Here is a 24,880-nt window from a genome sequence, read left to right as displayed (position 1 = left end):
GGCTATCGTTTAGCCCCATATTATAGCGTTTCAGCGATTTCCTCACTCGATGCGTACCGGGCGTCCGCGAGACTCGGGCGGAGATTCGGGGGTTCGATCGGCACCTGGTCGAGCTGATAGCCGTAGCCGTAGAGCGGCAGCAGCCGGTAGCCGTGCTCCGGAAGCAGCCGCAGCTTGCTGCGCAGCCGGGATGCGTGGGTGTCGAGGGTGCGCGACCTTGTGTCGCGCCGGCGCGCCCAGACCGTTTCGAGGATATGGGCACGCGACACCGGGCGGGACAGGTTCGCGAACAGCAGCAGCGCGAAGCGGAATTCCTTCGGCGTCAGCGACACGACCTCGTCGCCGAAGCGCACGAGGCAGTGCGTGGCGTCGAATGCGTATTCTCCATACATATCGCGCGAGCGGTTCGGCGGGCGCCGGACGCCCGCGCGCCGCATCAGCGCGTTGACGCGCGCGAGGAGTTCGGGGCCGCTTACCGGCCGTGCGATGCAGTCGTCGGCACCCGCGTGCAGGCACGACACGATCTCGCTTTCGCGCGGCATGCGCATCACGGCGATCGCGGGCAGGCCGGGCAGGAGCGCGCGTGCACGGGGAATGACTTCCTCGGCGGGCTGGTCGCCGGCCCAGTCGCCGGTGATCAGCAGGTCGCAGGTTTCGGTGGCGAGCCACTCGAGGCACCGCGCGCTCGAAGGGAACGGGTGACAGAGGTGTCCGCCCGCGAAGAGGAGGCGATTCATCAGCGCTGAATGACGCGCATCCGGATCGATCAGAGCGATTCGCATGGGAATTTCTTCATTACGACAGCCGGTGAGCGCTTGCCATGGCGTCGGGTAGGCCCCTAAACTCGAATGTTGCGCGGCAAGTACCCTGCTGATCTCGGGTTCGATGGATGGGTCGATGCTAGCCGCAGGAGTCGTTCACGCCTATGGGACGAATCTGAAATTGCTGGGGGCGTTGAATGAACTGGTTTGGAATCATCGTTCTGGGAACGGCCGTCGGGTTGTTCGGCCGGGGGCTGCACCCGATGCGGCGCACCGGCCGGCCCGCGTGGTGGGTCGTGGCGCTCGTCGGCATCGCCGGCGCGGCCGCCGCCAAGATGGCCGGCAATCTCTCGGGACTCTTTTACGACGGCGAGACGCTCGAATGGCCGGTCTGCACCGGCGTTGCGTTCGTCGCCGTGGCCTTGACGGTCGCGCTGGCGGCTCGTCGCTGAATGCCTGCAGGTGAAATCATGAATGCCCGTTTTCCCGAAGACTCGTCGGCGCCGGCGCGTCTCGCACTGTTGCGCGGCGCGATGGCCCGCGAGAACCTGGCCGCGTATCTCGTGCCGTCCGCCGATCCCCACCTGTCCGAATACCTGCCCGAGCGCTGGCAGGCGCGCCGCTGGCTGTCGGGCTTCACGGGCTCGGTCGGCACGCTCGTCGTCACCGCCGATTTCGCGGGGCTGTGGGTCGACAGCCGCTATTGGGTGCAGGCCGACGCGGAGCTGGCCGGCAGCGGCGTGCAGTTGATGAAGATGACGGGCGGCCAGCAGAGCGCGCCGCACGTCGACTGGCTCGCGCAGAACGTGCCGTCCGGCGCGACCGTCGGCGTCGACGGCGCGGTGCTCGGCATGGCGGCGGCGCGTGCGCTGTCCGCCGCGCTGAGCGCGCGCGGCATCGCGCTGCGCACCGATCTCGACCTGCTCGACGCGATCTGGCCCGAGCGGCCGGGGTTGCCCGACGATGCGGTGTTCGAGCACGCCGCGCCGCAGGCCGACACGACGCGCGCGAGCAAGCTCGCCGACGTGCGCCGCGCGATGCGCGCGCAGGGCGCGCAGTGGCATTTCGTGTCGACGCTCGACGATCTCGCGTGGCTCTTCAACCTGCGCGGCGCGGACGTCAGCTTCAACCCGGTATTCGTTGCGCACGCACTGATCGGCGCCGAGCGCGCGACGCTGTTCGTCGCCGGCGGCAAAGTGTCGCCGGCGCTTGCCGCATCGCTCGCGCAGGACGGCGTCGACGTGCGGGCGTACGACGCCGCGCGCGCGGCGCTCGCGGCGCTGCCCGACGGCGCGACGCTGCTGATCGACCCGCGCCGCGTGACCTACGGCACCCTCGAGGCGGTGCCGGCCGGCGTGAAGCTCGTCGAGGCGGTGAATCCGTCGACCTTCGCTAAATCGCGCAAGACGTCCGCCGAGATCGAGCACGTGCGCGTGACGATGGAGCACGACGGCGCGGCGCTCGCGGAGTTCTTCGCGTGGTTCGAGCAGGCGCTGAACCGCGACACGATCACCGAGCTGACGATCGACGAGCAGCTCACGGCGGCGCGCGCGCGCCGTCCGGGCTACGTGTCGCGGAGCTTCGCGACGATCGCCGGCTTCAACGCGAACGGCGCGATGCCGCATTACCGCGCGACGCCGGAATCGCACGCGACGATCGTCGGCGACGGCCTGCTGCTGATCGATTCGGGCGGCCAGTACGTGAGCGGCACGACCGACATCACGCGCGTCGTGCCGGTCGGCATGGTCGGCGACCTGCAGCGGCGCGACTTCACGATCGTGCTGAAGTCGATGATGGCGCTGTCGCGCGCGCGTTTCCCGCGCGGCATCCGTTCGCCGATGCTCGACGCGATCGCGCGCGCGCCGATGTGGGCGGCCGGGCTCGACTACGGCCACGGCACCGGTCACGGCGTCGGCTATTTCCTGAACGTGCACGAGGGTCCGCAGGTGATCTCGCATTACGCGCCGGCCGAGCCGTACACCGCGATGGAAGAGGGGATGATCACGTCGATCGAGCCGGGCCTGTACCGGCCCGGCAAGTGGGGCGTCCGGATCGAGAATCTGGTCGTCAACCGCGCGGCGGGGCAGACCGAGTTCGGCGATTTCCTCGCGTTCGAGACGCTGACGCTGTGTCCGATCGACACGCGTTGCGTGCTCGTCGAAATGCTGCACGAGGAAGAGCGCGCGTGGCTCAACGCGTACCATGCGACGGTGCGCGAGCGCGTCGGCCGGCACGTGAGCGGCGACGCGAAGGCATGGCTCGAGGCGCGCACGCAGCCGATCTGACGCGCGGCGTGCGCGGTTTCGGTTCGAACGACACTCACATCGAGGGCGAAAGATGGCGGACACGGCAGTCCTGGTGATCGACATGCAGCGCGGGCTGGTACAGCGGGCAAGGCCCGCCTACCGGCTCGACGACGTGGTGGCAGGCATCAACCGGTTGACGGCGGCGGCGCGCGCCGCGGGCGCGCCCGTCTGCTTCGTGCAGCACGACGGCGACGCGGACGACGACATCGTGCCCGGCACGCCCGGCTGGGAGCTGCATGCGGATCTCGCGACCGCGGACGGCGACTGGCGCATTCGCAAGTGTGTCGGCGATTCGTTTCATGAGACGCCGCTCGCGGCGCAGCTCGACCGTCACGGCATCCGTTCGGTGCTGATCTGCGGCTATGCGACCGAGTTCTGCGTCGATTCGGCGGCCCGCCGCGCGGCGCTGCTCGGCTACCGGACGACGGTCGTGTCCGACCTGCATACGACGAACGAGCGCGCGCACCTGACGGCCGCGCAGATCGTCGCGCACCACCACTTCATCTGGAACAACAACTCGTTGTCGGGCAACGCGGTGACGCCGCGCACGCTCGCCGACGTGCTCGCCACGGAGTTTGCATGACGATCAAGGCAGTCGTATTCGATTTCGGCGGAGTGCTGATCGACTGGAGCCCGGAGTATCTGTACAAGCAGCTGATCCCGGACGACGCCGAGCGCCGCCGGTTCCTGACGCACGTGTGCGGGATGGACTGGGTGATCAGGCAGGACGGCGGACAGACGATCGAGGAAGGTACGGCTGAACGCATCGCGCAGTTTCCGGAGCACGAGGCGCTGATCCGCGCGTTCTATGCGCGCTGGCACGAGATGATCGGCGGCGCGCTCGCGGAGGGCGTTGCGCTCGTCGACCGGCTCGACGCGCAGGGCATGCCGATCTTCGGGCTGACGAACTGGTCGGCGCAGACGTTCCCGTATGCGTGGGAGCACTTCCCGGTATTGCGGCGCTTCAAGGACATCGTCGTGTCGGGCCGCGTGAAGCTCGTGAAGCCCGACCCGGCGATCTACCGCGAGATGCAGGCACGGATCGACCCGCATCTGCCGGGCATCGCGCCGCACGAGCTGGCGTTCATCGACGACAACGCGAACAACGCCGCCGCCGCGACGGCGCTCGGCTGGCACGGCATTCACCACACGAGCGGCGCGGCCACCGAGGCGCGGCTGCGCGAACTGGGCGCGCTCGCGTAAGCGGCGGGCGCACGGCTGTCGGACAAAAAAAGCGGGCGCATGGCCCGCTTTTTCGTTTTGCCGATCCGGGAGCCGTAACCCCCGGCCGCCCGGTCAGCGGCTGATCGGCTTGTAGCGGAGGCGGTGCGGCTTCGCGGCTTCCTCGCCGAGGCGCGCGCGCTTGTCGGCTTCGTACTCCTGGTAGTTGCCGTCGAAGAACGTCACCTGCGAGTCGCCTTCGAACGACAGGATGTGCGTCGCGATCCGGTCGAGGAACCAGCGGTCGTGCGAGATCACCATCACCGAGCCCGCGAATTCGAGCAGCGCGTCTTCCAGCGCGCGCAGCGTTTCGACGTCGAGGTCGTTCGACGGTTCGTCGAGCAGCAGCACGTTGCCGCCGGCGATCAGCGTCTTCGCGAGGTGCAGGCGGCCGCGTTCGCCGCCGGACAGGTTGCCGACGATCTTCTGCTGGTCGCCGCCCTTGAAGTTGAAGCGGCCGATGTACGCGCGCGACGGCGTTTCGTACTTGCCGACCGTCAGCACGTCGGCGCCGCCCGAGATTTCCTCGAACACCGACTTCGTGCCGTCGAGCGCATCGCGGCTCTGGTCGACATAGGCGAGCTTCACCGTCGGGCCCATCACGATCTCGCCCGAATCCGGCTGCTCCTTGCCCGTCAGCATCCGGAACAGCGTCGACTTGCCGGCGCCGTTCGGGCCGATGATGCCGACGATCGCGCCGGCCGGGATCTTGAAGTTCAGGTTGTCGATCAGCAGGCGATCGCCGTACGCCTTGCTGACGTTCTTGAACTCGATCACTTCATTGCCGAGGCGGTCGCCGACCGGAATGAAGATTTCCTGCGTCTCGTTGCGCTTCTGGTATTCCTGGCTGCTCAGCTCCTCGAAGCGCGCGATACGCGCCTTCGACTTCGCCTGGCGGCCCTTCGGGTTCTGGCGCACCCACTCCAGCTCCTTCTTGATCGCCTTCTGGCGCGCCGATTCCGACGCTTCTTCCTGCTTCAGGCGCTCTTCCTTCTGGTCGAGCCAGCTGCTGTAGTTGCCCTTCCACGGAATGCCGTGGCCGCGGTCGAGCTCGAGAATCCACTCGGCCGCGTTGTCGAGGAAGTAGCGATCGTGCGTGACGGCGACGACGGTGCCCGGGAAGCGCACCAGGAACTGCTCGAGCCAGTCGACCGATTCGGCGTCGAGGTGGTTGGTCGGTTCGTCGAGCAGCAGCATGTCGGGCTTCTCGAGCAGCAGCTTGCACAGCGCGACGCGGCGCTTCTCGCCGCCCGACAGGTGCTCGATCTTCGCGTCCCAGGCCGGCAGGCGCAGCGCGTCCGCGGCCACTTCGAGCTGCTGCTCGGGGCTGCCGCCGTCGCTCGATGCGAGGATCGCCTCGTACTTCGCCTGTTCGGCCGCGAGCGCGTCGAAGTCGGCGTCCGGCTCGGCGTACGCCGCGTAGATCTCTTCGAGCTTCTTGTTGGCCTGGAACAGGTCGCCGAGGCCTTCCTCGACCGCTTCGCGCACGGTCTTGCTCGGGTCGAGCTGCGGTTCCTGCGGCAGGTAGCCGATGTTCAGGTTCGGCATCGGCGTCGCTTCGCCTTCGATGTCCTTGTCGACGCCCGCCATGATGCGGATCAGCGTCGACTTGCCCGAGCCGTTCAGGCCGAGCACGCCGATCTTCGCGCCGGGAAAGAACGACAGCGAGATGTCCTTCAGGATCTGGCGCTTGGGCGGCACGATCTTGCCGACCCGGTTCATCGTGAAAACGTATTGGGCCATGTGGGTGTGAGAGTCAGAAGTTGGGACCGCCGCTCGGCGAACTCGCGTGGCGGCGTCGGGTGATTCGGTACGGAGCGTGCCGCGTGATGTGCGGCGGTGTCGCCCGGTGTCGCCGCATGTCGGCGACGAGAGCGGCTATTGTACTTCGCCGCCGGCCGGCGCTGGCGCGGCGCGGCCGTTGCGCGAGGTCAGAGCCAGGCGGCGACGCCGCCGTGCCCCGAGCACGTGCCGCGCCGATGGCGGCTGAAGCTGTACGTGCCGTCGCGGCAGCGCGCGCTCGCGCCCTCGGGAGCGCGGCCCGATTTCGAGCGCGCCGGCGCATGCACGGTTTCGCCGTCGCGGTTCCGGTACGTGTCGTGGCGGTCGAGGTCGGCTTCGTTGCCGTAGGTCTGCGGTGCGCGATAGGCGAGCGCATGGTGCGGGGCGACGGCGGCGCACGCGATCAGCAGCGCGATCGACAGTCGCGCGAGCCGTGTGGCGTGCGTGGTGTGCAAGGCGGGCAAGGGCATGGTCTCTCTCGGTTCTTGGTATCGGGCGCGATGGCGGCGGGCCGCGCGCGCCAGCATGTTAGCCGGACGGCGCGTCTGTTGCATCGGTTCCCGTCGATGCAACAAGTGGTTCCATCGAAATTCATCAATTGGTTCTTAGTCGCGAACCGTTTGATGCTTACACTCCATCGCTTCGAAGGCGGCTGAACACAATGCCGACGGAAGGGCGCCGCGATGTGTCGATACGCATCGCACCCGCAGTTTCGCAGACCTGCGTGGCGCACCCTGACCGAGCGGCCGGGAATCCGGCCTCGGGCCGACGTGCGCCGCACGCCGCGCCGAGTCCGGATCGAGAACAAATCCCCAGCGCCGCCTTCAAGCGATACCCGGCCATGCCGGAACCGTTTTTTGGAGAGAGACACATGAATGGAAGCAAGTCAGGGCTCGGCACCGGCCTGAAGCAACGCCACGTGACGATGCTGTCGATTGCGGGCGTGATCGGCGCGGGGTTGTTCGTCGGCTCCGGCCACGCGATCGCGGAAGCCGGCCCGGCATCGATCCTCGCGTACGCGATCGCGGGCGTGCTGGTCGTGCTGGTGATGCGGATGCTGGGCGAAATGGCCGTCGCGCATCCGGACAGCGGCTCGTTCTCGACCTACGCCGATCGCGCGATCGGCCACTGGGCGGGCTTCACGATCGGCTGGCTGTACTGGTGGTTCTGGGTGCTCGTGATCCCGATCGAGGCGACCGCCGCCGCGACCATTCTCAATGCCTGGTTCCCGGGCGTCGCCACGTGGGTCTTCGCGCTCGGCATCACGTCCGTGCTGACCCTCACCAACCTCTTCTCCGTCAAGCATTACGGCGAGTTCGAATTCTGGTTCGCGCTGATCAAGGTCGTCGCGATCGTCGTGTTCCTCGCGATCGGCGGCGCGGCGATCGCCGGGCTGCTGCCGGTGCCGAGCGTATCGGGCGTATCGAACCTGTTCGCGCACCAGGGCTTCATGCCGAAGGGCGCCGGCGCGGTGCTCGCGGCGATGCTGACGACGATGTTCTCGTTCCTCGGCACCGAGATCGTCACGATCGCGGCCGCCGAATCGGACAACCCGCAGCGCCAGATCGTGCGTGCCACCAATTCGGTGATCTGGCGCATCACGCTGTTCTACCTCGGCTCGATCCTCGTCGTCGCGGCGATCGTGCCGTGGAACGACCCGCTGCTGCCGACGCACGGTTCGTATCAGCGCGCGATGGAGCTGATCGGTATTCCGCATGCGAAGGCGATCATCGACGTGATCGTGCTGGTATCGGTCGCGAGCTGCCTGAACTCGGCGCTGTACACCGCATCGCGGATGCTGTTCTCGCTGTCGAAGCGCCGGGATGCTCCCGCGTTCCTGCATCGCACCGATTCGACCGGCACGCCGCGCGCGGCGGTGCTGGCGTCGACCGCGTTCGGCTTCCTGACCGTGATCGCGAACTACCTGATGCCGGAGCACGTGTTCGGCTTCCTGCTCGCGACGTCGGGCGCGATCGCGCTGCTCGTGTATCTCGTGATCGCGATCTCGCAGTTGCGGATGCGCCGGATTCTCGACGTCAGCGGCGCGAACCTGACGCTGAGGATGTGGATGTTCCCGTGGCTCACGTGGGCGGTGATCGTGTTCATCTGCGGCACGCTGACCGTGATGCTGGTGAGCGAGGATCACCGGATGGAAGTGGGCGCGACGGCAGTGCTTGCGCTGATCGTGCTGGCCGCGTCGTGGCTCAACCGGCGGGCGCGGGTGGCGCGCGAACCGGCGGGGACGGTGTCGGCGAGCCTGCGGTAAGAGGCGCAGCCCCGGCGGGAGCCGGGGCAGGTCATGCGGGGCAGCAGGACGGACGGCGCGAATGCCTCGCGTCCTGCTGCCTTGGGCGTCATTGCATCCGTTTCAGGAATACGACATTGGGCTGCGCGCCCGGCATGGGGCCGCTCGGATAGTAGCCGCACTTCGACGGATCGGTGGCATAGCCAATGGGCTGCCAGTTGGCCGGCCATGAGAAATTCCAGCAGGCGGAGATGGTCGATCCCACGGGCATGTTATTGAAATACGTCATTTCCTGCCAATTGGGACTCGGGAGTCCGCCGGGCGGAATGCATTGTGGATTATTGAGCTGATTGGTTTCGATCCAGCCCGATGCGATCTGGGTGGGAAAGCCGGGGATGACGCCGGTGCGGTAATTGTATAAACACGCGGACACGGTCGGCGCACCGTTTTGCCCGACGCCCGGGGTGAGCCCGACGGCCGCGGGATCGGGAATCCCGGGGAGGGATTGCGCGTATAGCGACCCCGTAGGCATGCACAACACGGCCAGTGCGACGGAAACGCCTCGGAACAGGTTGCGATGATTTTTCATTTGGCAGCCCCTTATATGATTGATGCTTGATCGTATAAAGCGACTTCATTGCCTCCGATATTTATGCATGCGCGGGAGGCGAGTTATTGTGCTGGCGGATTATGTTTTAAATGTCTGATTTTTTCCAATTGAGTCGATCGTTTTGATAGCACCATAGTTTTAAAAATATAAATAGATGGCGCGAGAAATGACGATTCGGATATGGCGAGATAGTCGGGCGCCGATCCCGGGCGCCCGGCTCCGACACACAGGGACGTGTGCGGGCAAGCATTCGGATGATCGGCGATGTTTTCGCAGGTTGTCGGACAGATTTGCCGGACTTGCTGAAGACTCCGGATTGCAGGTGTGAATTGCCTGGGGCGAGGCGTCCGTGTGCGATACGGGCGATTTCCCCTCGAACGGACCACGCAGGCACGGGGCCCGCATCGACGGATCGGCGCGTGTCGCGTGGCGGATGACTCTCACTAAGGGATAGGCCGTCGAAAGGTCACGCAGGCGTCGAGCGCGACGACAGGGTGGGGCTGCATGGGCGGGTGGAATTTGCGCTTGCCCGAGTCATGAGCCAGCCTCCGGCCCGGAACACGTTGCGCGCCATCCTGCTGGATCGGGAGCGGTCTATATGCGTCTGATGCCTCTCGAAGTCAAAGGACTATCCGCTGTACAGCAGCAGATGACTGATGCTGCCCCGGTGCAGCCTCCCGCGCCGGCGACCGGCACGCACACACCACGCTCGACGCCGGCGATACTCGCGCAATTGGAGCGATCCCCTTTTCGCTTCAGCGGTACGACTGCTTTCAAGAGCCAGGTAACCGAGGCGGGCGCTGTCGTTGCCGAGAACAGTTTCGGCAGGATCTCCCATGATCTCGGCGCGCGTCCCGACGCGAACCTCTGCTACCCCAATATCAGCTCGTGCCTGACGGTGACAGGGCTGTCCAGGCGAGGCAGCCTTCGCGGCGGGCATTTGACCACGCCCGAGGGGCTCAAGCGCGAGGACATGAAAGCCTTGTCGAACGCGATAGGCGCGGAAGACTGCAAGACGTTCGTGGTGGCGGGACCGATTGCGGACATCAAGGAGCGTACGGAGAAGTCGGAATGCAGCACCCGGAAGGAAATGGCGGCGCAGCTGAAAGCAGCCTCTCCGGACGCGGAAGTCCGCTTCCTGGATACGAGCGATCGCCGGCCTCCGTATAACATCTACGTCCGGCGCGAACCACCGGAATCCGGCGACAGGCTCCAGGTCCACATCACTGACCAATCCGGGGCAAGCGCCGTCGGGGGCGTCGTGACTGCCGCCGTTCCGCGCGATGCTTCGCTGCCCGGCAATGCGGTTGCCGTTCCCGATGCGGATCTCGTCGACCGGGACGCCGGCAAGCCCTCGTGGAAGAAGATATTTTGAGTGCCGCACGTCCGGCATGCGGTCGGGCGCGGCCATGAAAAAGCCCGCGACCTCAACGGTGCGCGGGCTTGCGCAGACGCGCCGGCTGGCGCGGGGCGGTGCTCAGACGTTGATCACACGTTTAAACGTTGATCGGTCGGCAAAGGGCCGTGAACATTAGGTTTCGCGGGGAAATCGGGCCACGGCCTTTGCGGGAATCGCTGGAAGTACCCCCAGTTGTACCCCCAAGGGGGTATCGGGATGATAGATCAGTCTGGATGCGGGTGCCAGCGCTGCGCCTGCCGGATAAAACGGTTACGGCGCAGACCGCATTGTTGGCTGACGCCTGGAACAGTACGCGATGAGATGCAGGGGAACGGGCCGCTTTGGCCCAGACCTTGGAGAACTCTCATGGCAGACCACCACACCCACCACAACCCGCTGGGGCAAGACGCCCTGTTCGCCACGCCGGCCTCGCTCATGCTCGATGCCCGCCTCACGCCGCTGGAGCGCAATGGTTGGCAAGTTCTGCGCATGCTGCGCTCTACGGAAGGCATCAGCCCGCTGGCGAATCTGGGGCAGTTGCGCCGCTATCTCACCTCTACCCCGCTGGGGCAGAGGGCCGGGTACGAGACGGCCCGGCGCGTTCTCGTCGTGCTTCGGCTGACGGGGTGGATCAGTCTGGTGGGCCAGCAACGTGATCCTCTGACCGGCCATGTGCTCAGCGAGCTGTATCAGGTTCACGAAAGCGCCCTGCACTTCCAGCAGGCTTGCACGCTCGATGCCAGCCTGCCCGCGCTTCTGCAAGCTTCTATCGGCCATGAAAACAACCAGGTGGATCGGGTAGCCGTTCACACTCAGGCAATGCTGGCGCAGGCACCTGAAGCTGCTTCCATTGCGGCCCACGATCAGCTCGACGATGACGATGATTTGCCCCCGACGCCGCCGCCGCAGGCGAACGAGGCAGCCGCCCCACTGCCATTGCCTGGCGATTCCGCTGGCAGCACGCTTGTTCCGCAACAGACCGGGCATGCTCGCCACATGACGACTGAGCAAGGCAGTACGTATAAGACGTATATGTATAAAAAAGAACGTACGTACCGCGCGCGCGAAGGCGACGGCGACCCGGCATCGCAGTCGGTGAGCTTGCCACCTTGCCTGAGCAATGCCCAGGCAGACCAGCAAAAGGACGTGCAGGCTGCCTTGCGGCGGCTGCCACCGCAGCATCGCCAGGAAGTGCTCGACGAGTTGCAGGCACGCAGCCAGAGCGGCACCGTGCGCAATGTCGTGGCCTACTTCTTCGCCTTGGTGAAGCGCGTCTTTGCGGGCGAGTTCCGCTTATGGGCAGGTCGCAAGGAGACGTCCACCACCCCACGGCCTGCCGAGAATCGACCTACAGCTCCGCCGCGCACCGCAGACCGCCCAGAACCGACGGCGCAACCGGCATCGCGTGAAACCGCCCTGGCGCACATCGCTAACATCCGCAAAATCATGAACACCTCGACGAACGCTGGGAACATCGCAGCGCAGGCAATGCAGGCCAGGGGATGGCAGCCGCATCCTGCGTAGCAAATGCTGCCGCGAAACGGGTCGTCACTGCACGCCGCAGTGACGACCCGCGTAACACCGCAAACAATGCGGGCGAAAGCCAGTTCCTATTGCGTGCGGCCTACATGATGATGTCCGCACTAAATTGACCGGGCAGTTGCCAAGACCGATGGGCTTCGTACATCGGCCCCCCCAACAGCGCAGGTTCCTGCAAGCGCTGGCCCAGCAGGGTGGAGCCACCCCAGGTATGCCCAGGCTCCGACCGCATACCGGCCCTACCCAAGGGCGGAGCCTTCTTCGTCTGTTTGAACTCATCCCTACCGCGCCGTCTGGCGCACTGTCCTTTGCAGCAATTGCCTGTGCGCGACGCACAGGGTTCCCGCTGCATGTCTCATCCCACTCACCTCATAGGAGGACTCGTCCACGTTCACAACACTTTCGTCTTGCATTACCTCCGTCTGGACTTCCAACAGGGAGCAAGACGGACGCCTCATTCGAGGCTCTGGTGTCTCCTGAACACCATGCCCTTGCCCTCACGGGATCTCGCCTTGGCGAGTTGGCACTAACACTAACCAATGAATTTCAGGACAACGCATTACGGCGGTAAGCACTCGATCAGTACCGTCTGTTCGGGAGAGGGCGACGTAGGCAATCTGATTCCCATCAGATGTAATGGGAATCAGATTGATGAAGCCAACGGCACATGGGCGGCAACTGGGATCGAGGAACTACACGAAGGAGTTTCGAGAAGCGGTCGTTACTGAGGCGAGCGATCCGAATCGCTCGATTGCCGAGGTAGCTCGCAGGCATGGCTTGAATGCCAATATGGTCGCCCAATGGCGACGAAGATCGCTGGAAGCACAACAGGCCACGCCAGCACCTTGCGTGACACTGCTGCCCGTTGATGTGATCGAACTGCCTGCGGAAAGCACGGCGAGCCACACCCCACCGCAAGAACAGAAAGTGCGGGCGAGCGCCGCGACGTCGCTGAATTGCGAGATCGAGATTGAGGTCGGCAAACGACGCATTCGCATCAGCGGGATGTCGCAGGAATTCGCCGAACAGTTTCTGCGAGACTGCCTGAAGTGATTCCACCGAACACGCGAATCTGGATCGCGGCGGGCGTCACGGACATGCGTTCTGGCTTCAACTCGCTGGCCGCGAAGGTGCAAGCCGTGCTGGAGAAAGATCCCTACAGCGGGCACGTGTTCGTGTTCCGGGGCAAGCGCGGTGACTTGCTGAAGTGCTTGTGGTGGTGCGATGGCGGCCTCTGCCTGCTCTCGAAGCGTCTTGAGAAAGGACGCTTCGCATGGCCACGCGCCGACTCTGGCGTGGTCGCGCTGACAACCGCACAGCTCGCGCTGTTGCTTGAGGGTTTCGATTGGCGGCAGCCAGTCGAAACCGTGCGCCCGCGCAGCGCGCTGTAAACCATTGTTAACTGGTGTTCGCGTGATCGTGGGCAGTCGTAAACTGTCCTCATGGAATCGACCTCGACTGCGCTGCCCGACGACATCAACGCACTGAAAGCGTTGCTGCTTGAGCGTGATGCTCAGGTCGCCGAGCTGCGCCAACAGCTCTCGTCGCGATCACTTGAGATCGAGCACCTGAAGCTCACGATCGCGAAACTGCGCCGCATGCAGTTCGGCCGGAAGTCAGAGAAGCTGGATCTCCAGATCGAGCAACTTGAATTGCGGCTGGAAGACCTGCAGGCCGACGAAGGCGCCTCGGATATGGCGGCCGCCCCCGAGGCGAGGCGTCCGCGTCGCGAAAACGCCGGCCGCAAGCCGCTTCCCGATCACCTTGAGCGCGAAGAGCGCGTCCATCTGCCAGCCGGCGATGACTGCCCGGATTGCGGTGGGCGGCTCAAGCCGCTGGGCGAAGACGTCGCAGAGCAACTCGAGTATGTACGAGCGCACTTCCGCGTAATCCGTCATCACCGTCCGAAGCTGGCCTGCGCGTGCTGCGATCGCATCGTGCAGGCGGCGTCACCGAGTCGCCCGATCGACCGCGGCATCCCGGGTCCGGCGCTGCTTGCGCACATTGCCGTGTCGAAGTTCGCTTACCACATCCCGCTGCACCGCCAGGCAGTCATGTATGCGCGCGATGGCGTCGAGATCGATCCGGGCGCAATGGGGTATTGGATGGGCGGCATTACGGCGTTGCTCGCGCCGTTGGTCGACGCCGTGCGCCGCTATGCGTTGGCCGGCGGCAAGGTTCACGCGGACGATACACCGCTGCCGGTACTGGCGCCGGGTAACGGCCGCACGAAGACAGGACGTCTGTGGGTTTATGTGCGAGATGACCGGCCCAGCGCCTGCGAAGAGCCGGCGGCGGTCTGGTTTGCCTACACGCCCGATCGACGCGGCGAGCATCCGCAGCAGCATCTCGCCGAGTTCGTTGGCGTGCTGCAGGCCGACGCGTTCGCTGGCTACGCCGAGCTGTATCGCGGCGGCACCATCCAGGAAGCGGCCTGTATGGCACACGCGCGTCGGAAGATACACGACCTGCATGCCGTGCGACCCAACGCGGTGACGGAGGAAGCGCTGCGTCGGATCGGTGCGCTCTACGAGATCGAAGAGCAGATCCGCGGCAAGCCACCCGACGAACGGCACAGCATGCGCCAGGCGCGAGCGGTGCCGCTGCTCGACGACATGAAGCGGTGGTTCGACGCGACACTTACCAAGCTCTCCGCGAAGTCGGACACGACCAAGGCGATCCAGTATGCGCTGAACCGCTGGCCGTCGCTGATCTACTACTGCAGCGACGGGCGCGCAGAGATCGACAACCTGATCGCTGAGCGAGCGCTGCGTGGCGTCGCGATCGGGAGGCGCAACTACTTGTTCGCCGGCGCCGACACTGGCGGCGAACGCGCGGCTGCGATGTATAGCCTGATCGGCACGGCGCGCTTGAACGGCCTCGATCCCGAGGCGTACCTCGCCTACGTGCTTGAGCGCATCGCCGACCATCCGGCCAACCGCGTCGATGAGCTGCTGCCGTGGCATGTGGCGCCGTCGCTGCCGTCTACTGCTCGCGTCGAGCCCATCCGATAGCGTCGCGGATCTCCGCGGTCAACAACCTGCACTACGGTGCTGCTCGGGCGCTTACTTACGGCGCTTTGCATGGAGGCCGGAAAATGGACGACTTGACCTACACCCTGCGGCAGCTTTGCCAGCGCAATCGTGACGGTAGCTACAACACACAGGCCGACCGGATGCGTTCGCTGTCGCTGGCCGCGCGGCAACTGCGCGAGGCCGGTTTCCGGCAGATGAAAGCCTCGTCGCTCAAGGGAAAGCACGTCCAGGCGCTGCTAGAACGCTGGCAGGGAGAAGGCTTGTCGTCTGGCACCATCAAGAATCGGCTCTCTCACCTGCGCTGGTGGGCCGAAAAGATCGGCAAGGCTGGCATCTTGCCGGCGGACAACACACAGCTTGGCGTGCCCGAACGCCGCTATGTGACCAACATCAGCAAGGCCCAGGAACTGGGCACAGGTCTTGAACAGATCACCGATGGCCACGTGCGCATGAGCCTTCAGCTGCAGGCCGCCTTCGGATTGCGTCGGGAGGAAGCGATCAAGTTCCAGCCCAGTTACGCGGATCGGGGTGACCACATTGCCCTCAAAGGATCGTGGACCAAGGGCGGTCGGGAGCGAACTGTGCCCATCACCACGACAGAGCAACGCGACGCGCTTCACGCAGCACACCGCCTGGCGGGCACAGGGTCATTGGTACCAGCAAACAAGACCTACATACAGCAAAGGCACGTCTACGATGGACAGTGCAAGGCGGCGGGCTTGAGCAATATGCATGGACTGCGGCATCGGTATGCACAGATGCGATATGAAACATTGACGGGGTGGAAGTCACCGGCAGCAGGCGGACTTAGCACGGCTCAACTCGGCCTATCACGACGCCTGGCCGACCAACAAGTCCGGCAGCAGATCAGTCGTGAACTTGGGCATGAGAGGATGGAAGTGACAGCAATCTATCTGGGAAGCTGAGGTTTACTTTGCCGGACCTGCTACTGTATCCAAACTCGCGGCTCTGGAATCCCGCCGCCAGCTTGTCAGCGCTAATAAGCCATCAAACCATACCGACCTGTCGGCAGGTGTCGAAAAAGGCACCTTTAAGAAAATTGCTCTCATGCCAAGGAAAGCTCTCACATTGCTCCAGCTCTTTATTTAAAGCATCCTGAGATAACTGATGGTAATTTTTATTTTCATCCAGCACACGCTGCAACCAGTATTTCGCACCCGAAGAAGACAGGCATTTGGCAGCATAACGCTCGCGTATTTTGTAAAGCCGATCCCAGGTTTCGATCTCCTCATCATACCCTGCACAGCTTAGGGAAATAAGAATATCCTGCTCTTTTTCCGGGAGCTGGGCAGCTGATTTGAAATGCACGGACACTTGAATTTTATAGCTGTCAGCGGCATATGGATAAAAGGCTTTTCTCTTGATCCCAGCTTCATCTTGCAGAGGGTCTTTTGCACCTTTGTTTTGCGAGTTGCATTTATAGCACGCAGGCGCCAAATTTCTTAAATTCACAGAATTGAATGGATACTTGCTAGCCGGCAAATAATGATCATAAGCCTCCCGAGTCGGGTCATATTCGGAATCCATCGGTAAAAGGCCACAAAATGGGCAGCAAGGCATGTCGTTCAGAGAGGAAAATTCCTTGTAGTGCTCTTTTAAGCCAGCACCAATATTTTCCTTGACTATTGCCAGCTCAAAGAAGCCGCAGCTGTAGAGTTTGCTGAAAAAGGCTTCTATCGTTTTCATCAGTGCATTCTGAGTACCCGCGATGTAGCGGCTGGGTTCCTTTTTTCCCTCGCAAAGCGCCTGGATATCATTGTTGTCCCTGAACATTTTTCGATAAGAGTGGATGTCCTCGGGAGCAAGCTGCTTGAACTCTTGGAATATTTGGTTGACGTAGCGATAAAAGAACGCTCCTGCTCCCTTCTCTGTGCCAGCCAAATCCGCCCGATGTAATTCATCCATGATGGCATATAGGGGTGGCAACCCCTTGAACAGTTCGAGGCTGTATTCTTCATTTGGCGCACGGCACCAGACCTTGGCAAAGACATAAGTGACGAAACCGTGCATGGCCCGCATCGGGTGACGAGGCCGTTTATAGGGAAATAGCATCAGCCCGGCTCCTTGTCGGCTCCTGGCGTCTGTAGCAAGGCATGCACGGCTAACGTGCGTTCCACAGAATCGCCCATGGTATCCATGATCCTGCGAGCAAGGCCATGGGGGTCGGCTTTCGATATAGGGTCAGCCAGTAATTGCTCCAGCACTTGTTGAGCCCCGCCTCCAATAGTTTCGCGTTTACCGAAAGTTTCATGTGTGATTTTGTTGATCGAAGCACCCAGCGTGTTGTACGGCGGGTGGCTGATGCTGACCTTACCGCTGGCTTTGTCCTTGGCAAACACCAGCACCTTGTCCGGCTTGCTGTCGGAGATCAGAAATGGTGTGTGGGTGGTGATCAGCATTTCCTGCGCGAATTCACCCTGGCCCGTCAGGCACTGGCGCAAACGGCTGATGAAGTTGGCGCGCCAGTCGGGGTTAAAGTGCGTTTCGGGTTCGTCGAGAAGGAACAGGCTGTTGGTCTCCCGAAACAGCAGGCACAGGCCGAGGCTGTGCAGCAACTGGTGCTCGCCGTCCGACAACTCCTTGAGCATCATCGGCTCGGCCACCCCCTGCTTGGTGAAGCGCACGAACTTGAAGCGCATGATGCGCTGGTCGGATGCCAGGGTTGGCACCGTCTCGCTGACGTAGTGGCTGGTCGAGGTATAGAGATCGGTCTTCAGCACATCGCTGACGGCATACAGGTTGAGCGTCAACAGCACCTGAAACGCCTGGAACAGCGCCAGCGCCGAACCATCGAAGTTCTCGCGGAATGCCTGCCGGGTCGCCTCATTGACCCAGTAGTCGAGCACCAGCGTATCGGTGGCGTCGTCGACGTAATTGAGCGTGGCACAACGCTTGAGGGCGCTCACCACCAGCGAGGACTTCTCGTCACCCTCCAGCAACTGCAGCAAGTTCAGGCGATAGCGAGTACTTCCTAGCTCATCAGTTTCCGAGAGCGCGGGATTGCCCTTGATGATCTCGCGGCGAACCCAATCATCAACTGATTGGCTAATCTCAGACTCTGAGAGTCCGCGTGTTCGAGCTTCCGCCTGTATTCGATTTCGTCGCTCGCGCTTCTGATCTTCATCAGCGGGATCGAAGGCTTCCAGTTGCACTGCCTCGATGGGAATTCGGCGGCGCAGGATGATACGGAATTCCCGCAATGCGTCGATACCCACATCCTCGCGGAAAGGCTGGAGTGTGCTCTCGTCCTGAAACAGCAGGTTGCACAACAAGATGGCCTGGCTGAATCCGCTGTCCAGGTAGGCCAGCCGTGTTTCCGGATGGCCGGGGTAGCTCAGTTGCCGAGTCAGTGCATTCCAGTACTCGTCGAACTGCACGAAACGCATCTTGAAGAAGGGCAGACTGAGGATCTCGTTCTCGCCCGAGGAATAACCCAGCACGTACTGCGGCAGCAGGATATCGGCGTGTCCGCCCTTGAACGCCTCGGACACATCGGTGCTGAAGTCGCCCTGGTTGTCCCAAAGAAATCGCACCGATTCACCGGCCTTCTTCCACACACCCACTTTCGCCCACGGCGGGCTATCGGGGCTGCGGTACTCGGCGGGCACGCGGATCAGGTAATCCAGCTCGAAGGCGACGGGCGAAACATCCGGCACCTCGTCCTGCAAGGCCTCCGGCAGAAAGCTGCGGCGTACGCGCAGCACTTCCAGCTGGAAAAAGATCGCCGCCAGCGCTTCGAGCAGGTTGGATTTGCCGCTGCCATTGAGCCCAGCGCAAACGAAGGGCGCAAAGTCGTTCGCTTGCGCCAGCTCGTCCTGCAAGCTCCACTCGGTGCGGAAATGGTGCTCAAACCCGCAGGGCAGGCTGCGAAAACCTTTGGGGTCTGTAATCTTGAGACGCAGCAGCTTCATGCCAGGCCTTGCTCGGCGGCGGACTTGAGCTCGACGCGGTTGTCGTCGTCGTCAAACCCCTGCGTCAGGGCACCAGCGGCCAAGGCGTCGAACACCCAGGCCTTGATGGACTCGTAGTCGCTGGCAGCCCATTCGAAATCGTTGTCCGGGTGAAGTTCCGCCAGCCGGGTTTGCGCGGCGGCGATGAAGCGTTCGAGGGAGAAAGCCGTATAGCCCAACTGCGTGCGATAGGCCTCCAGCCAGAAGCGCAGCAGCGGCGCCAGCTGTGTGCGGTCTTGCAGTGCGGGCGGCAGCAAATCGGTTTCGGGCAGCTCGATCACCGGCGTGGTGATGGGCGCAGGTACGGCAGAGGCTACCGGCCTTTCTCCTTCGATGGGGGCGGCAGGCGAAGCCACCCGCGACAAATCCAACTCGCCCTTGAAGGCCTGCTGACTTAGGGCACCGTAAAGGGCTTCGATGTCCGTGAGGCTTTGTTGGTAGCGAGATTTGAGGGCTTCGACTTTTTCAACGATGGCGGCGAATTGGACTTGAAGTTCGATAGGTGGATATGGAAATTCCAGTGAATCGAGAACTCCGGTGTTCATGTGGGTGAAAGCGCCGTCTGCTCCTGTCTTCAAGCGCCCTACGCGTCCCTTGCAATACAGCATCAATGAAACGAAGTGCAGAGGCCGCAACCCATCGCCTAATCGAACACGAATCAGATTAGTGCTAATGATCGCAGGCTGTCCATTCATGCGAGCGACACACATCTTTCCAACGGTGCCGGCCCGCGAAATTATGATGTCGCCATCCTTCACCGAGTACGTCGCGAGCTCGTCGTACTTGTCAGCGGTGATCCACATGCGAAACGGAAGCGCCATTCGTCCATCTGAGGCAATGTTGTCCATATTCCAGACTGGCACACCCGCATCGACCAACTCCTCCTTCTTCAATGCACTTCCGAATGGGCCGCACTTGGTGCCCTCTTTCGGATTGACATAGAACTCCGAAAGCTTCCTCACAGGGAAACCATGAGGATTCAGAATCGGGTCGCCAAACATCTCCAGAAACACGCTCTTGAGCAGGTCGTCCAGTTGTTGCAGGTGTTGTTTGCGCTGGGCGATCAGCTCTTCCACTTTGCCGAGCAGGTGGGCAATACGGATTTGGTCTTCAATAGGGGGCAAGAGGATCTGTATACGATAGACATCATCTCTGTTAAGTCCTGGAATAGCCGCTGATCGATTCAGGTCTTGAAGACGCAAGGTGCGCAAGAGGCGATATAACCAATCAAGGTCGAACTCGTGCTCGTCACGAGGTGAGACAAAGTACGTTGTGTCGATGGGCCAGCAGGGTGTCTTGACGAGATGAACTTCCCCAATCGAGCCTTTTCGACCAACAACAATAGTCGGATGATTTACTAAGCTCTCACTATGGACGTCAACCTGACCGTTCGATCCAAAGACGGGAATGCTTCCTTCGTTTCGCGTGTCTTTGCGGAGAGATTTCCCATACTTGAGTTCGAATAAGCTACCGAGCAAGAGAGGCGTCATCCCACCACCCCCTTCAACTCCAGCAGCTCGCGCACGATGCCGCTTTGCACCTTGGCGAGGTCCGCTTCATCCACATCGCCCACCTCGGCTTGAATCAACCGATCCAGAATCACGCCCGGCGCGTCATAGTGCACTTCTTCGAATACATCCTGCTTGTACCGTGAGAGCGAGAGGTCGTAGTTGTTTTTCTCATCGGCAATCTCGCTGTGCGGCACCATGAAGCACTTGGCGGTGCGGTCGGTGTCAGTGGCGGCATCGCGGGCGTGGTACCGGGCGATGATGTCTTGCAAGTCGCCATAGCCGTCCTGCTTGCTGCGCTTGTCGTCCAGCGAATAGCCGTCGGCGGCCATTTCGTAAAACCAGACGTGTTCGGTGGCGACTTTGCTCACCTTGTCTTTCGGCCCCCAGACCTTGGTGAACAGCAGAATGGCGGTGCTGACCCCGGCATAGGGTTTGAACACGCCGCTGGGCAGGGTGATCACGGCCTTGAGGTCGCAACGCTCCACCAACATCTGGCGCAACGTTTTGAACGCTCCGCCAGAGCCGAACAGCACGCCTTGCGGCACAATCACGCAGGCGGTGCCGCCCGTTTTGAGCAGGCGATAGATGTTCTCGACAAACAGCAGTTCGGTTTTGGTGGTGGCCAACTGCAGTTTTTCGTTGATGTCGCCCTTGTCGATGCTGCCGGTGAACGGCGGGTTGGCCAGCACGATGTTGTATTCAGACTCCTCGGTGTAGCTCTTGCTGAGGGTGTCCTTGTAGTCGATGTGCGGCTCGTCGATGCCGTGCATCATCAGGTTCATCAGGCCCAGACGCACCATGGTCTGGTCGATGTCGTAACCCCAAAGTGAGCTGGCAAGCTTGGCTTGCACAGCGGTGGTTAGCGTTGCGGCCTTTGACGTTCGTTTAAATCCGTCTTCGTCCGTAGCAATATCGTTCGTGCCTGATTCAGTTGCGAGCTGCGTTACCAGATACTGATAGGCGCCCAGCAAAAAGCCTCCAGTCCCGCAGGCCGGGTCTGCAACCTTGTAAGGCCTACTAGGACTTGAACGGAGGAGTGCGGAAACATCTGGTCGCACCAAGTCAGCCATCAGCTTAATGATGTGGCGCGGGGTGCGGAATTGGCCGTTCTTGCCAGCGGTGGCGATCTCGGACAGCAGGAATTCGTAGACATCGCCCTGGATGTCCTGAAAGGCCTGGCCTTTTTCTTTCGAGTCGCGCTCCATCACCTCGAAGATGTCGTCGATGGTCTTCACCGCTTCCACCAACAGGGCTGGCTTGGGGATGATGAACACGGCGTTCTTCATATGGTGGGTGAAGTTGCTTTCTGCGCCGTTCAGATCCTTGAGGAAGGGAAACACCTTGCCCTGCACGTGCTGCAACATTTCTTCGGCCTGCATGCGTTTGAATTCGCTCCAGCGCAGGGTACGTTTGTCGATGGGGCGCTGTTCCGCCGCTGGCCAGTTGCGTTCCTCGAGTGGAATCCAGGTTCCGGTGAACTTGGATATGTATTTTTCACCTGCCCATTCGGCGTCGGCTTGGCGTTTCTGGTCCAGTTCGTCGAGCCGCTTCATGAACAGTAGGTAGGTAATCTGCTCGATGGCAGTGAGCGGGTTGCTGATGCCACCGCTCCAGAATTTGTTCCAGAGCTGGTCGATCTTGCTTTTGAGTTCGGGGTTGTTTTGCAGCATGGTGTGCTCTGTTATTTAGGCAGCCAACCGTTCGGTCAGCTGTAGGATCTCGTTGATTTCAAGTGGGCTGAACACGCCACGGATGCCTTGCGGATGGATGACCGTGAAGGGGGCGTTGATCAGGTCTTTCTTCTCCACCTTTTCGCGCTCGATAATGAAGCCCTTCAGCAGATTGAGGAATTCCATCTGCCGGCTGCTGAGCGTGGTGTGGGCGCGGATGAACTGGTCGAAGGCGGCGCTGACCTCGTCTGGGAAGCTCCTGAGCACTTCAATACCCAGGATGTGGCGGATGAACTGGATGAAGCGCGCCTTGCGGTTCTTGTAGACCTGACGCAGCAGATCCTCGGTGATGTGCGGGTGTTCTTCGTGCAGCAGTTCGGCCAGTTCGTTGGCCTCTTCGCTGCTCACTACCTCGCCATTCTTGATCTTCTGCAGTACCAGGTTGTGCGCGGTGAGTTCGGCAATCAGGTTTTCCACCATTTCGCGGTAGCGGGTGATGCTGACCGCCTCGTGCTGTGGGCCGAACTCCACCCATTCCTTTTTGTGCAGTTCATCGGCCAGATCGAGGTGGGTTTGTTCCTGGCCGGTGGATTGCTCGCGGAATTTCATCAGCGGGCCGAGTTTGGCGACCAGTTCGTCGAAGGCGTCTTCATCCGCCTTGGCCCAGTAGTGGCTGGTTTGCGCGGCGCGGATCAGGGCCTCTTCCTGCTTGACGAAGCTGACGGAGAGCGGCAGTTCGCTGATCTGCTCGACAATGCCTTCTTTGAGGGTGTCAGCCTGTTCCTTTTCTTCGCTCAAAACGGCCAGCGAGTACTCCAGCAGGTCGCGCTCTAAGCGCATGGCCTTGAAGTCGGCCTCGGACACGGTGCGGAACAGTGGCTTGATTTCAGCGCGCAGGAACTCCAGCCGGTCGTGGCTGAGTCTGATCCAGAAGTTGTCGTCGTCCAGCTTCGCCAGCGCAGCGGCGGCTTCCTTGATCACCACCGACTCTTTGGGTAGCGCGGCAATCTGCAGGCGGAGCTTGGCGACTTCACGCGTGGCGATGTCGGCATGGCCGCTGTCATTGGCCTTTTCGATCTTGTCGAGGCGCAGGCCCACCAGCCGCACCGGGAGCGGCAACTGCGGTTTAAGCTCCTTGCCCTTGGGGTTGAGCTTGAAGTATTCGAAGTTGTCCCAGCAGTCGAGGATCAGGAACACATCTTTCTCAAGGCACCAAGGCTTGGGCTTGCTGGTTTCCAGCAGGCGTGTGCCGCGCCCGACCATCTGCCAGAACTTGGTGTACGAGTAGACCGGCTTGGCGAACACGAGGTTGACGATTTCGCGCACATCGATGCCGGTGTCGAGCATGTCCACGCTGATGGCGATGCGAGGCATGTCGTTGTTGGTGAATTGATCGAGCAGCCCACCTTTGCCGTAGACGCGCGGGTCATCCGACACAAGCACCTTTGCAAGCTCACCGTGGTACTGCGGGTAGAGCTTGTCGAAGATTTCTTCCATGCGCCGGGCATGGGCCTTGGTGGCGCAAAAGAAGATGGTCTTGCCTGGCAGCACGCCGTTGGCGTCCTTGATGGCCTCCTCCATGAATTCGCGGACGATCAGGGTGTTGGTGCCCTTGTTGATCACCTGCTTTTCAAGCTGAGTGCCCTCGAAGTTGATGTCTTCAACTTCCTTGCCTTGGAGGATCAGCTTCTTCTGGTCTTCCAGCGAAATGGTGCGCTTGCTGATGCCCTCCATCTGGAACTTGGTCTGAATCTTCATGACCTGGAAGTTGCAGAGGTAGGGCGGCACGTTGTTCACGGCCTCTTCATAGGTGTAGGCAAACGTGGGAATGCCATCTTCGCAATGAAAAAGCTGGAAGGTGTTGTGGTCAATGATGTCGGTCGGTGTGGCCGTGAGGCCCAGTGTGATGGTCTTGAAGTAGTCCAGCACTTCGCCAAAGGTGTTGTAGATGGAGCGATGGCTTTCATCGACGACGATGAAATCGAAGAAGTGCGACGACAGGTGCTGTGCCTCGTCCCGGATAATGTTGAGCATCGTCGGGTAGGTGGCAACATACACACGACGATCCGTCGCGATCAGCTTTTCACCCACATTGGGCCAGCGCGGCTCGTTGGGCATGTGCTCCTTGAAGGCGGCCAGTGCCTGTTCACGCAACGCTATACGGTCCACGAGGAACAGCACTTTTTCTGCATGGCCAGCCCGCATTAAGGCATCGACCATGGCGATGCAGGTGCGGGTCTTGCCGGTGCCGGTGGCCATCACCAGCAGGAAATCGCGCTTCTTCTGTTCGATGCCTTCGAGCACCGAGCGTATCGCGCGAATCTGGTAATCACGTCCGGCAATCGAAGTGTTGATGAATTCCTGCGTCAGCGGCTTGCGATTGCGACGGATGTAGGCGAAGCGTTCGAGATCATCGCGGGTGGGAAAGCCAACCACCTTGCGCGGTGGCGCGTTCTCCAGATCCCAGAAATAGAGCTCGTGGCCGTTGGTGTAGAAGCAGAACGGCAGCTCGCCGCCTAGCTGCTTCTGGATGTTGTAGCAGTATTGCTTGGCCTGCTCGCGGCCAATGGCGGCATCGCGGCTGGTCTTCTTGGCCTCGATCACTGCCAGGGGTTTTCGGTCTTTGCCGAGCAGGACGTAGTCGCTGAACTGGTGGCCCTCGTAGGGGGTGCGCGGCTCGGCCACGCCCACTGGCAAGGCAGTGAGGATGTCGAATTCCTCGACAACCTGGGTGGGGTCTTTGACGTTCCAGCCTGATAACGCGAGTTGCTGGTCAATCAAGTCGGCTCGTGTCTGTGCCTCGGATTTAGACATGCCTAGCCTCCCTGGT

At 61.9% G+C, this 24,880-nt stretch carries 20 protein-coding genes; 11 read left to right on the top strand and 9 right to left on the bottom strand.

Annotated elements, in window-relative coordinates; genetic code table 11:
* Window positions 1–20: 20 nt before the first annotated feature.
* Entirely contained in the window at window positions 21–782 is a 762-nt protein-coding gene (locus tag HWX31_RS32605; protein WP_059612143.1) for a response regulator transcription factor, read from the bottom strand.
* Between the two features lie 176 nt (window positions 783–958).
* Between HWX31_RS32605 and HWX31_RS32600 the strand changes: the two genes are divergently transcribed.
* From HWX31_RS32600 to HWX31_RS32585, 4 genes are read left to right on the top strand one after another with little or no spacing between them, the layout of a single operon-like run.
* Window positions 959–1,213, top strand: a complete 255-nt coding sequence (locus tag HWX31_RS32600) for a hypothetical protein (protein WP_059614007.1) — start codon at window positions 959–961, stop codon at window positions 1,211–1,213.
* Window positions 1,214–1,231: 18 nt separating this feature from the next.
* The gene (locus HWX31_RS32595; protein ID WP_174959540.1) at window positions 1,232–3,046 is read left to right on the top strand and encodes an aminopeptidase P family protein; all 1,815 of its coding nucleotides are present in this window, start codon (window positions 1,232–1,234) and stop codon (window positions 3,044–3,046) included.
* Between the two features lie 52 nt (window positions 3,047–3,098).
* The gene (locus HWX31_RS32590) at window positions 3,099–3,650 is read left to right on the top strand and encodes a cysteine hydrolase family protein (protein WP_059612148.1); all 552 of its coding nucleotides are present in this window, start codon (window positions 3,099–3,101) and stop codon (window positions 3,648–3,650) included.
* Window positions 3,647–4,270 (top strand): HAD family hydrolase, encoded by a 624-nt coding sequence (locus tag HWX31_RS32585; protein ID WP_059659313.1) that lies wholly within the window; start codon window positions 3,647–3,649, stop codon window positions 4,268–4,270. Before HWX31_RS32590 ends, HWX31_RS32585 begins: the two co-directional genes overlap by 4 nt.
* 93 nt (window positions 4,271–4,363) lie before the next feature.
* On the opposite strand, the gene ettA is transcribed toward HWX31_RS32585, so the two are convergent.
* Both ettA and HWX31_RS32575 read right to left on the bottom strand, forming a co-directional pair.
* Window positions 4,364–6,031: an energy-dependent translational throttle protein EttA gene (ettA, locus tag HWX31_RS32580; protein ID WP_059612152.1), complete on the bottom strand. Its 1,668-nt coding sequence runs from the start codon at window positions 6,029–6,031 to the stop codon at window positions 4,364–4,366.
* A gap of 188 nt (window positions 6,032–6,219) precedes the next feature.
* Entirely contained in the window at window positions 6,220–6,540 is a 321-nt protein-coding gene (locus tag HWX31_RS32575) for a DUF3761 domain-containing protein (RefSeq protein WP_059612154.1), read from the bottom strand.
* A gap of 401 nt (window positions 6,541–6,941) precedes the next feature.
* On the opposite strand from HWX31_RS32575, the gene gabP reads away from it, so the two are divergent.
* Entirely contained in the window at window positions 6,942–8,336 is a 1,395-nt protein-coding gene (gabP, locus tag HWX31_RS32570) for a GABA permease (RefSeq protein ID WP_174959542.1), read from the top strand.
* 88 nt (window positions 8,337–8,424) lie between these two features.
* Here the strand turns inward: gabP and HWX31_RS32565 are convergent, their stop codons facing one another.
* Complete coding sequence (locus HWX31_RS32565; RefSeq protein WP_174959544.1) at window positions 8,425–8,904, bottom strand: hypothetical protein; 480 nt, start codon at window positions 8,902–8,904, stop codon at window positions 8,425–8,427.
* Window positions 8,905–9,523: 619 nt separating this feature from the next.
* Between HWX31_RS32565 and HWX31_RS32560 the strand changes: the two genes are divergently transcribed.
* The 6 genes from HWX31_RS32560 (at window position 9,524) to HWX31_RS32535 (ending at window position 15,824) form a co-directional block, all read left to right on the top strand.
* A complete protein-coding gene (locus HWX31_RS32560; protein WP_244143903.1) occupies window positions 9,524–10,300 on the top strand; it encodes a hypothetical protein in 777 nt (258 codons plus the stop codon).
* 390 nt (window positions 10,301–10,690) lie between these two features.
* Complete coding sequence (locus HWX31_RS32555) at window positions 10,691–11,848, top strand: STY4528 family pathogenicity island replication protein (protein WP_174959546.1); 1,158 nt, start codon at window positions 10,691–10,693, stop codon at window positions 11,846–11,848.
* Between the two features lie 666 nt (window positions 11,849–12,514).
* Window positions 12,515–12,916: an IS66-like element accessory protein TnpA gene (gene tnpA, locus HWX31_RS32550; protein ID WP_174959548.1), complete on the top strand. Its 402-nt coding sequence runs from the start codon at window positions 12,515–12,517 to the stop codon at window positions 12,914–12,916.
* On the top strand, window positions 12,913–13,254 hold the full coding sequence (tnpB, locus tag HWX31_RS32545; RefSeq protein WP_367649315.1) for an IS66 family insertion sequence element accessory protein TnpB: 342 nt from the start codon (window positions 12,913–12,915) through the stop codon (window positions 13,252–13,254). The genes tnpA and tnpB overlap by 4 nt, the downstream gene beginning before the upstream one ends.
* 51 nt (window positions 13,255–13,305) lie before the next feature.
* Window positions 13,306–14,877, top strand: a complete 1,572-nt coding sequence (gene tnpC, locus HWX31_RS32540) for an IS66 family transposase (protein WP_174959550.1) — start codon at window positions 13,306–13,308, stop codon at window positions 14,875–14,877.
* Window positions 14,878–14,960: 83 nt separating this feature from the next.
* Complete coding sequence (locus tag HWX31_RS32535; RefSeq protein WP_174959552.1) at window positions 14,961–15,824, top strand: phage integrase N-terminal domain-containing protein; 864 nt, start codon at window positions 14,961–14,963, stop codon at window positions 15,822–15,824.
* Between the two features lie 82 nt (window positions 15,825–15,906).
* On the opposite strand, the gene HWX31_RS32530 is transcribed toward HWX31_RS32535, so the two are convergent.
* The 5 genes from HWX31_RS32530 to HWX31_RS32510 are packed head-to-tail and all read right to left on the bottom strand — an operon-like array spanning window position 15,907 to window position 24,864.
* Complete coding sequence (locus tag HWX31_RS32530) at window positions 15,907–16,971, bottom strand: BAR domain-containing protein (RefSeq protein WP_124492137.1); 1,065 nt, start codon at window positions 16,969–16,971, stop codon at window positions 15,907–15,909.
* The gene (locus tag HWX31_RS32525; RefSeq protein WP_124492136.1) at window positions 16,971–18,830 is read right to left on the bottom strand and encodes a restriction system-associated AAA family ATPase; all 1,860 of its coding nucleotides are present in this window, start codon (window positions 18,828–18,830) and stop codon (window positions 16,971–16,973) included. The genes HWX31_RS32530 and HWX31_RS32525 overlap by 1 nt, the downstream gene beginning before the upstream one ends.
* Window positions 18,827–20,359 (bottom strand): restriction endonuclease subunit S, encoded by a 1,533-nt coding sequence (locus tag HWX31_RS32520; protein ID WP_174959554.1) that lies wholly within the window; start codon window positions 20,357–20,359, stop codon window positions 18,827–18,829. Before HWX31_RS32520 ends, HWX31_RS32525 begins: the two co-directional genes overlap by 4 nt.
* Window positions 20,356–22,050: a type I restriction-modification system subunit M gene (locus HWX31_RS32515; protein ID WP_174959556.1), complete on the bottom strand. Its 1,695-nt coding sequence runs from the start codon at window positions 22,048–22,050 to the stop codon at window positions 20,356–20,358. The genes HWX31_RS32520 and HWX31_RS32515 overlap by 4 nt, the downstream gene beginning before the upstream one ends.
* A 15-nt stretch (window positions 22,051–22,065) precedes the next feature.
* Window positions 22,066–24,864, bottom strand: a complete 2,799-nt coding sequence (locus HWX31_RS32510; RefSeq protein ID WP_174959558.1) for a type I restriction endonuclease subunit R — start codon at window positions 24,862–24,864, stop codon at window positions 22,066–22,068.
* Window positions 24,865–24,880 lie beyond the last annotated feature (16 nt).

Origin of the sequence: Burkholderia ubonensis, from assembly GCF_902833085.1 — a bacterium.
GTDB lineage: Bacteria > Pseudomonadota > Gammaproteobacteria > Burkholderiales > Burkholderiaceae > Burkholderia > Burkholderia ubonensis.
This window is presented reverse-complemented; position numbering and strand designations above follow the sequence as displayed.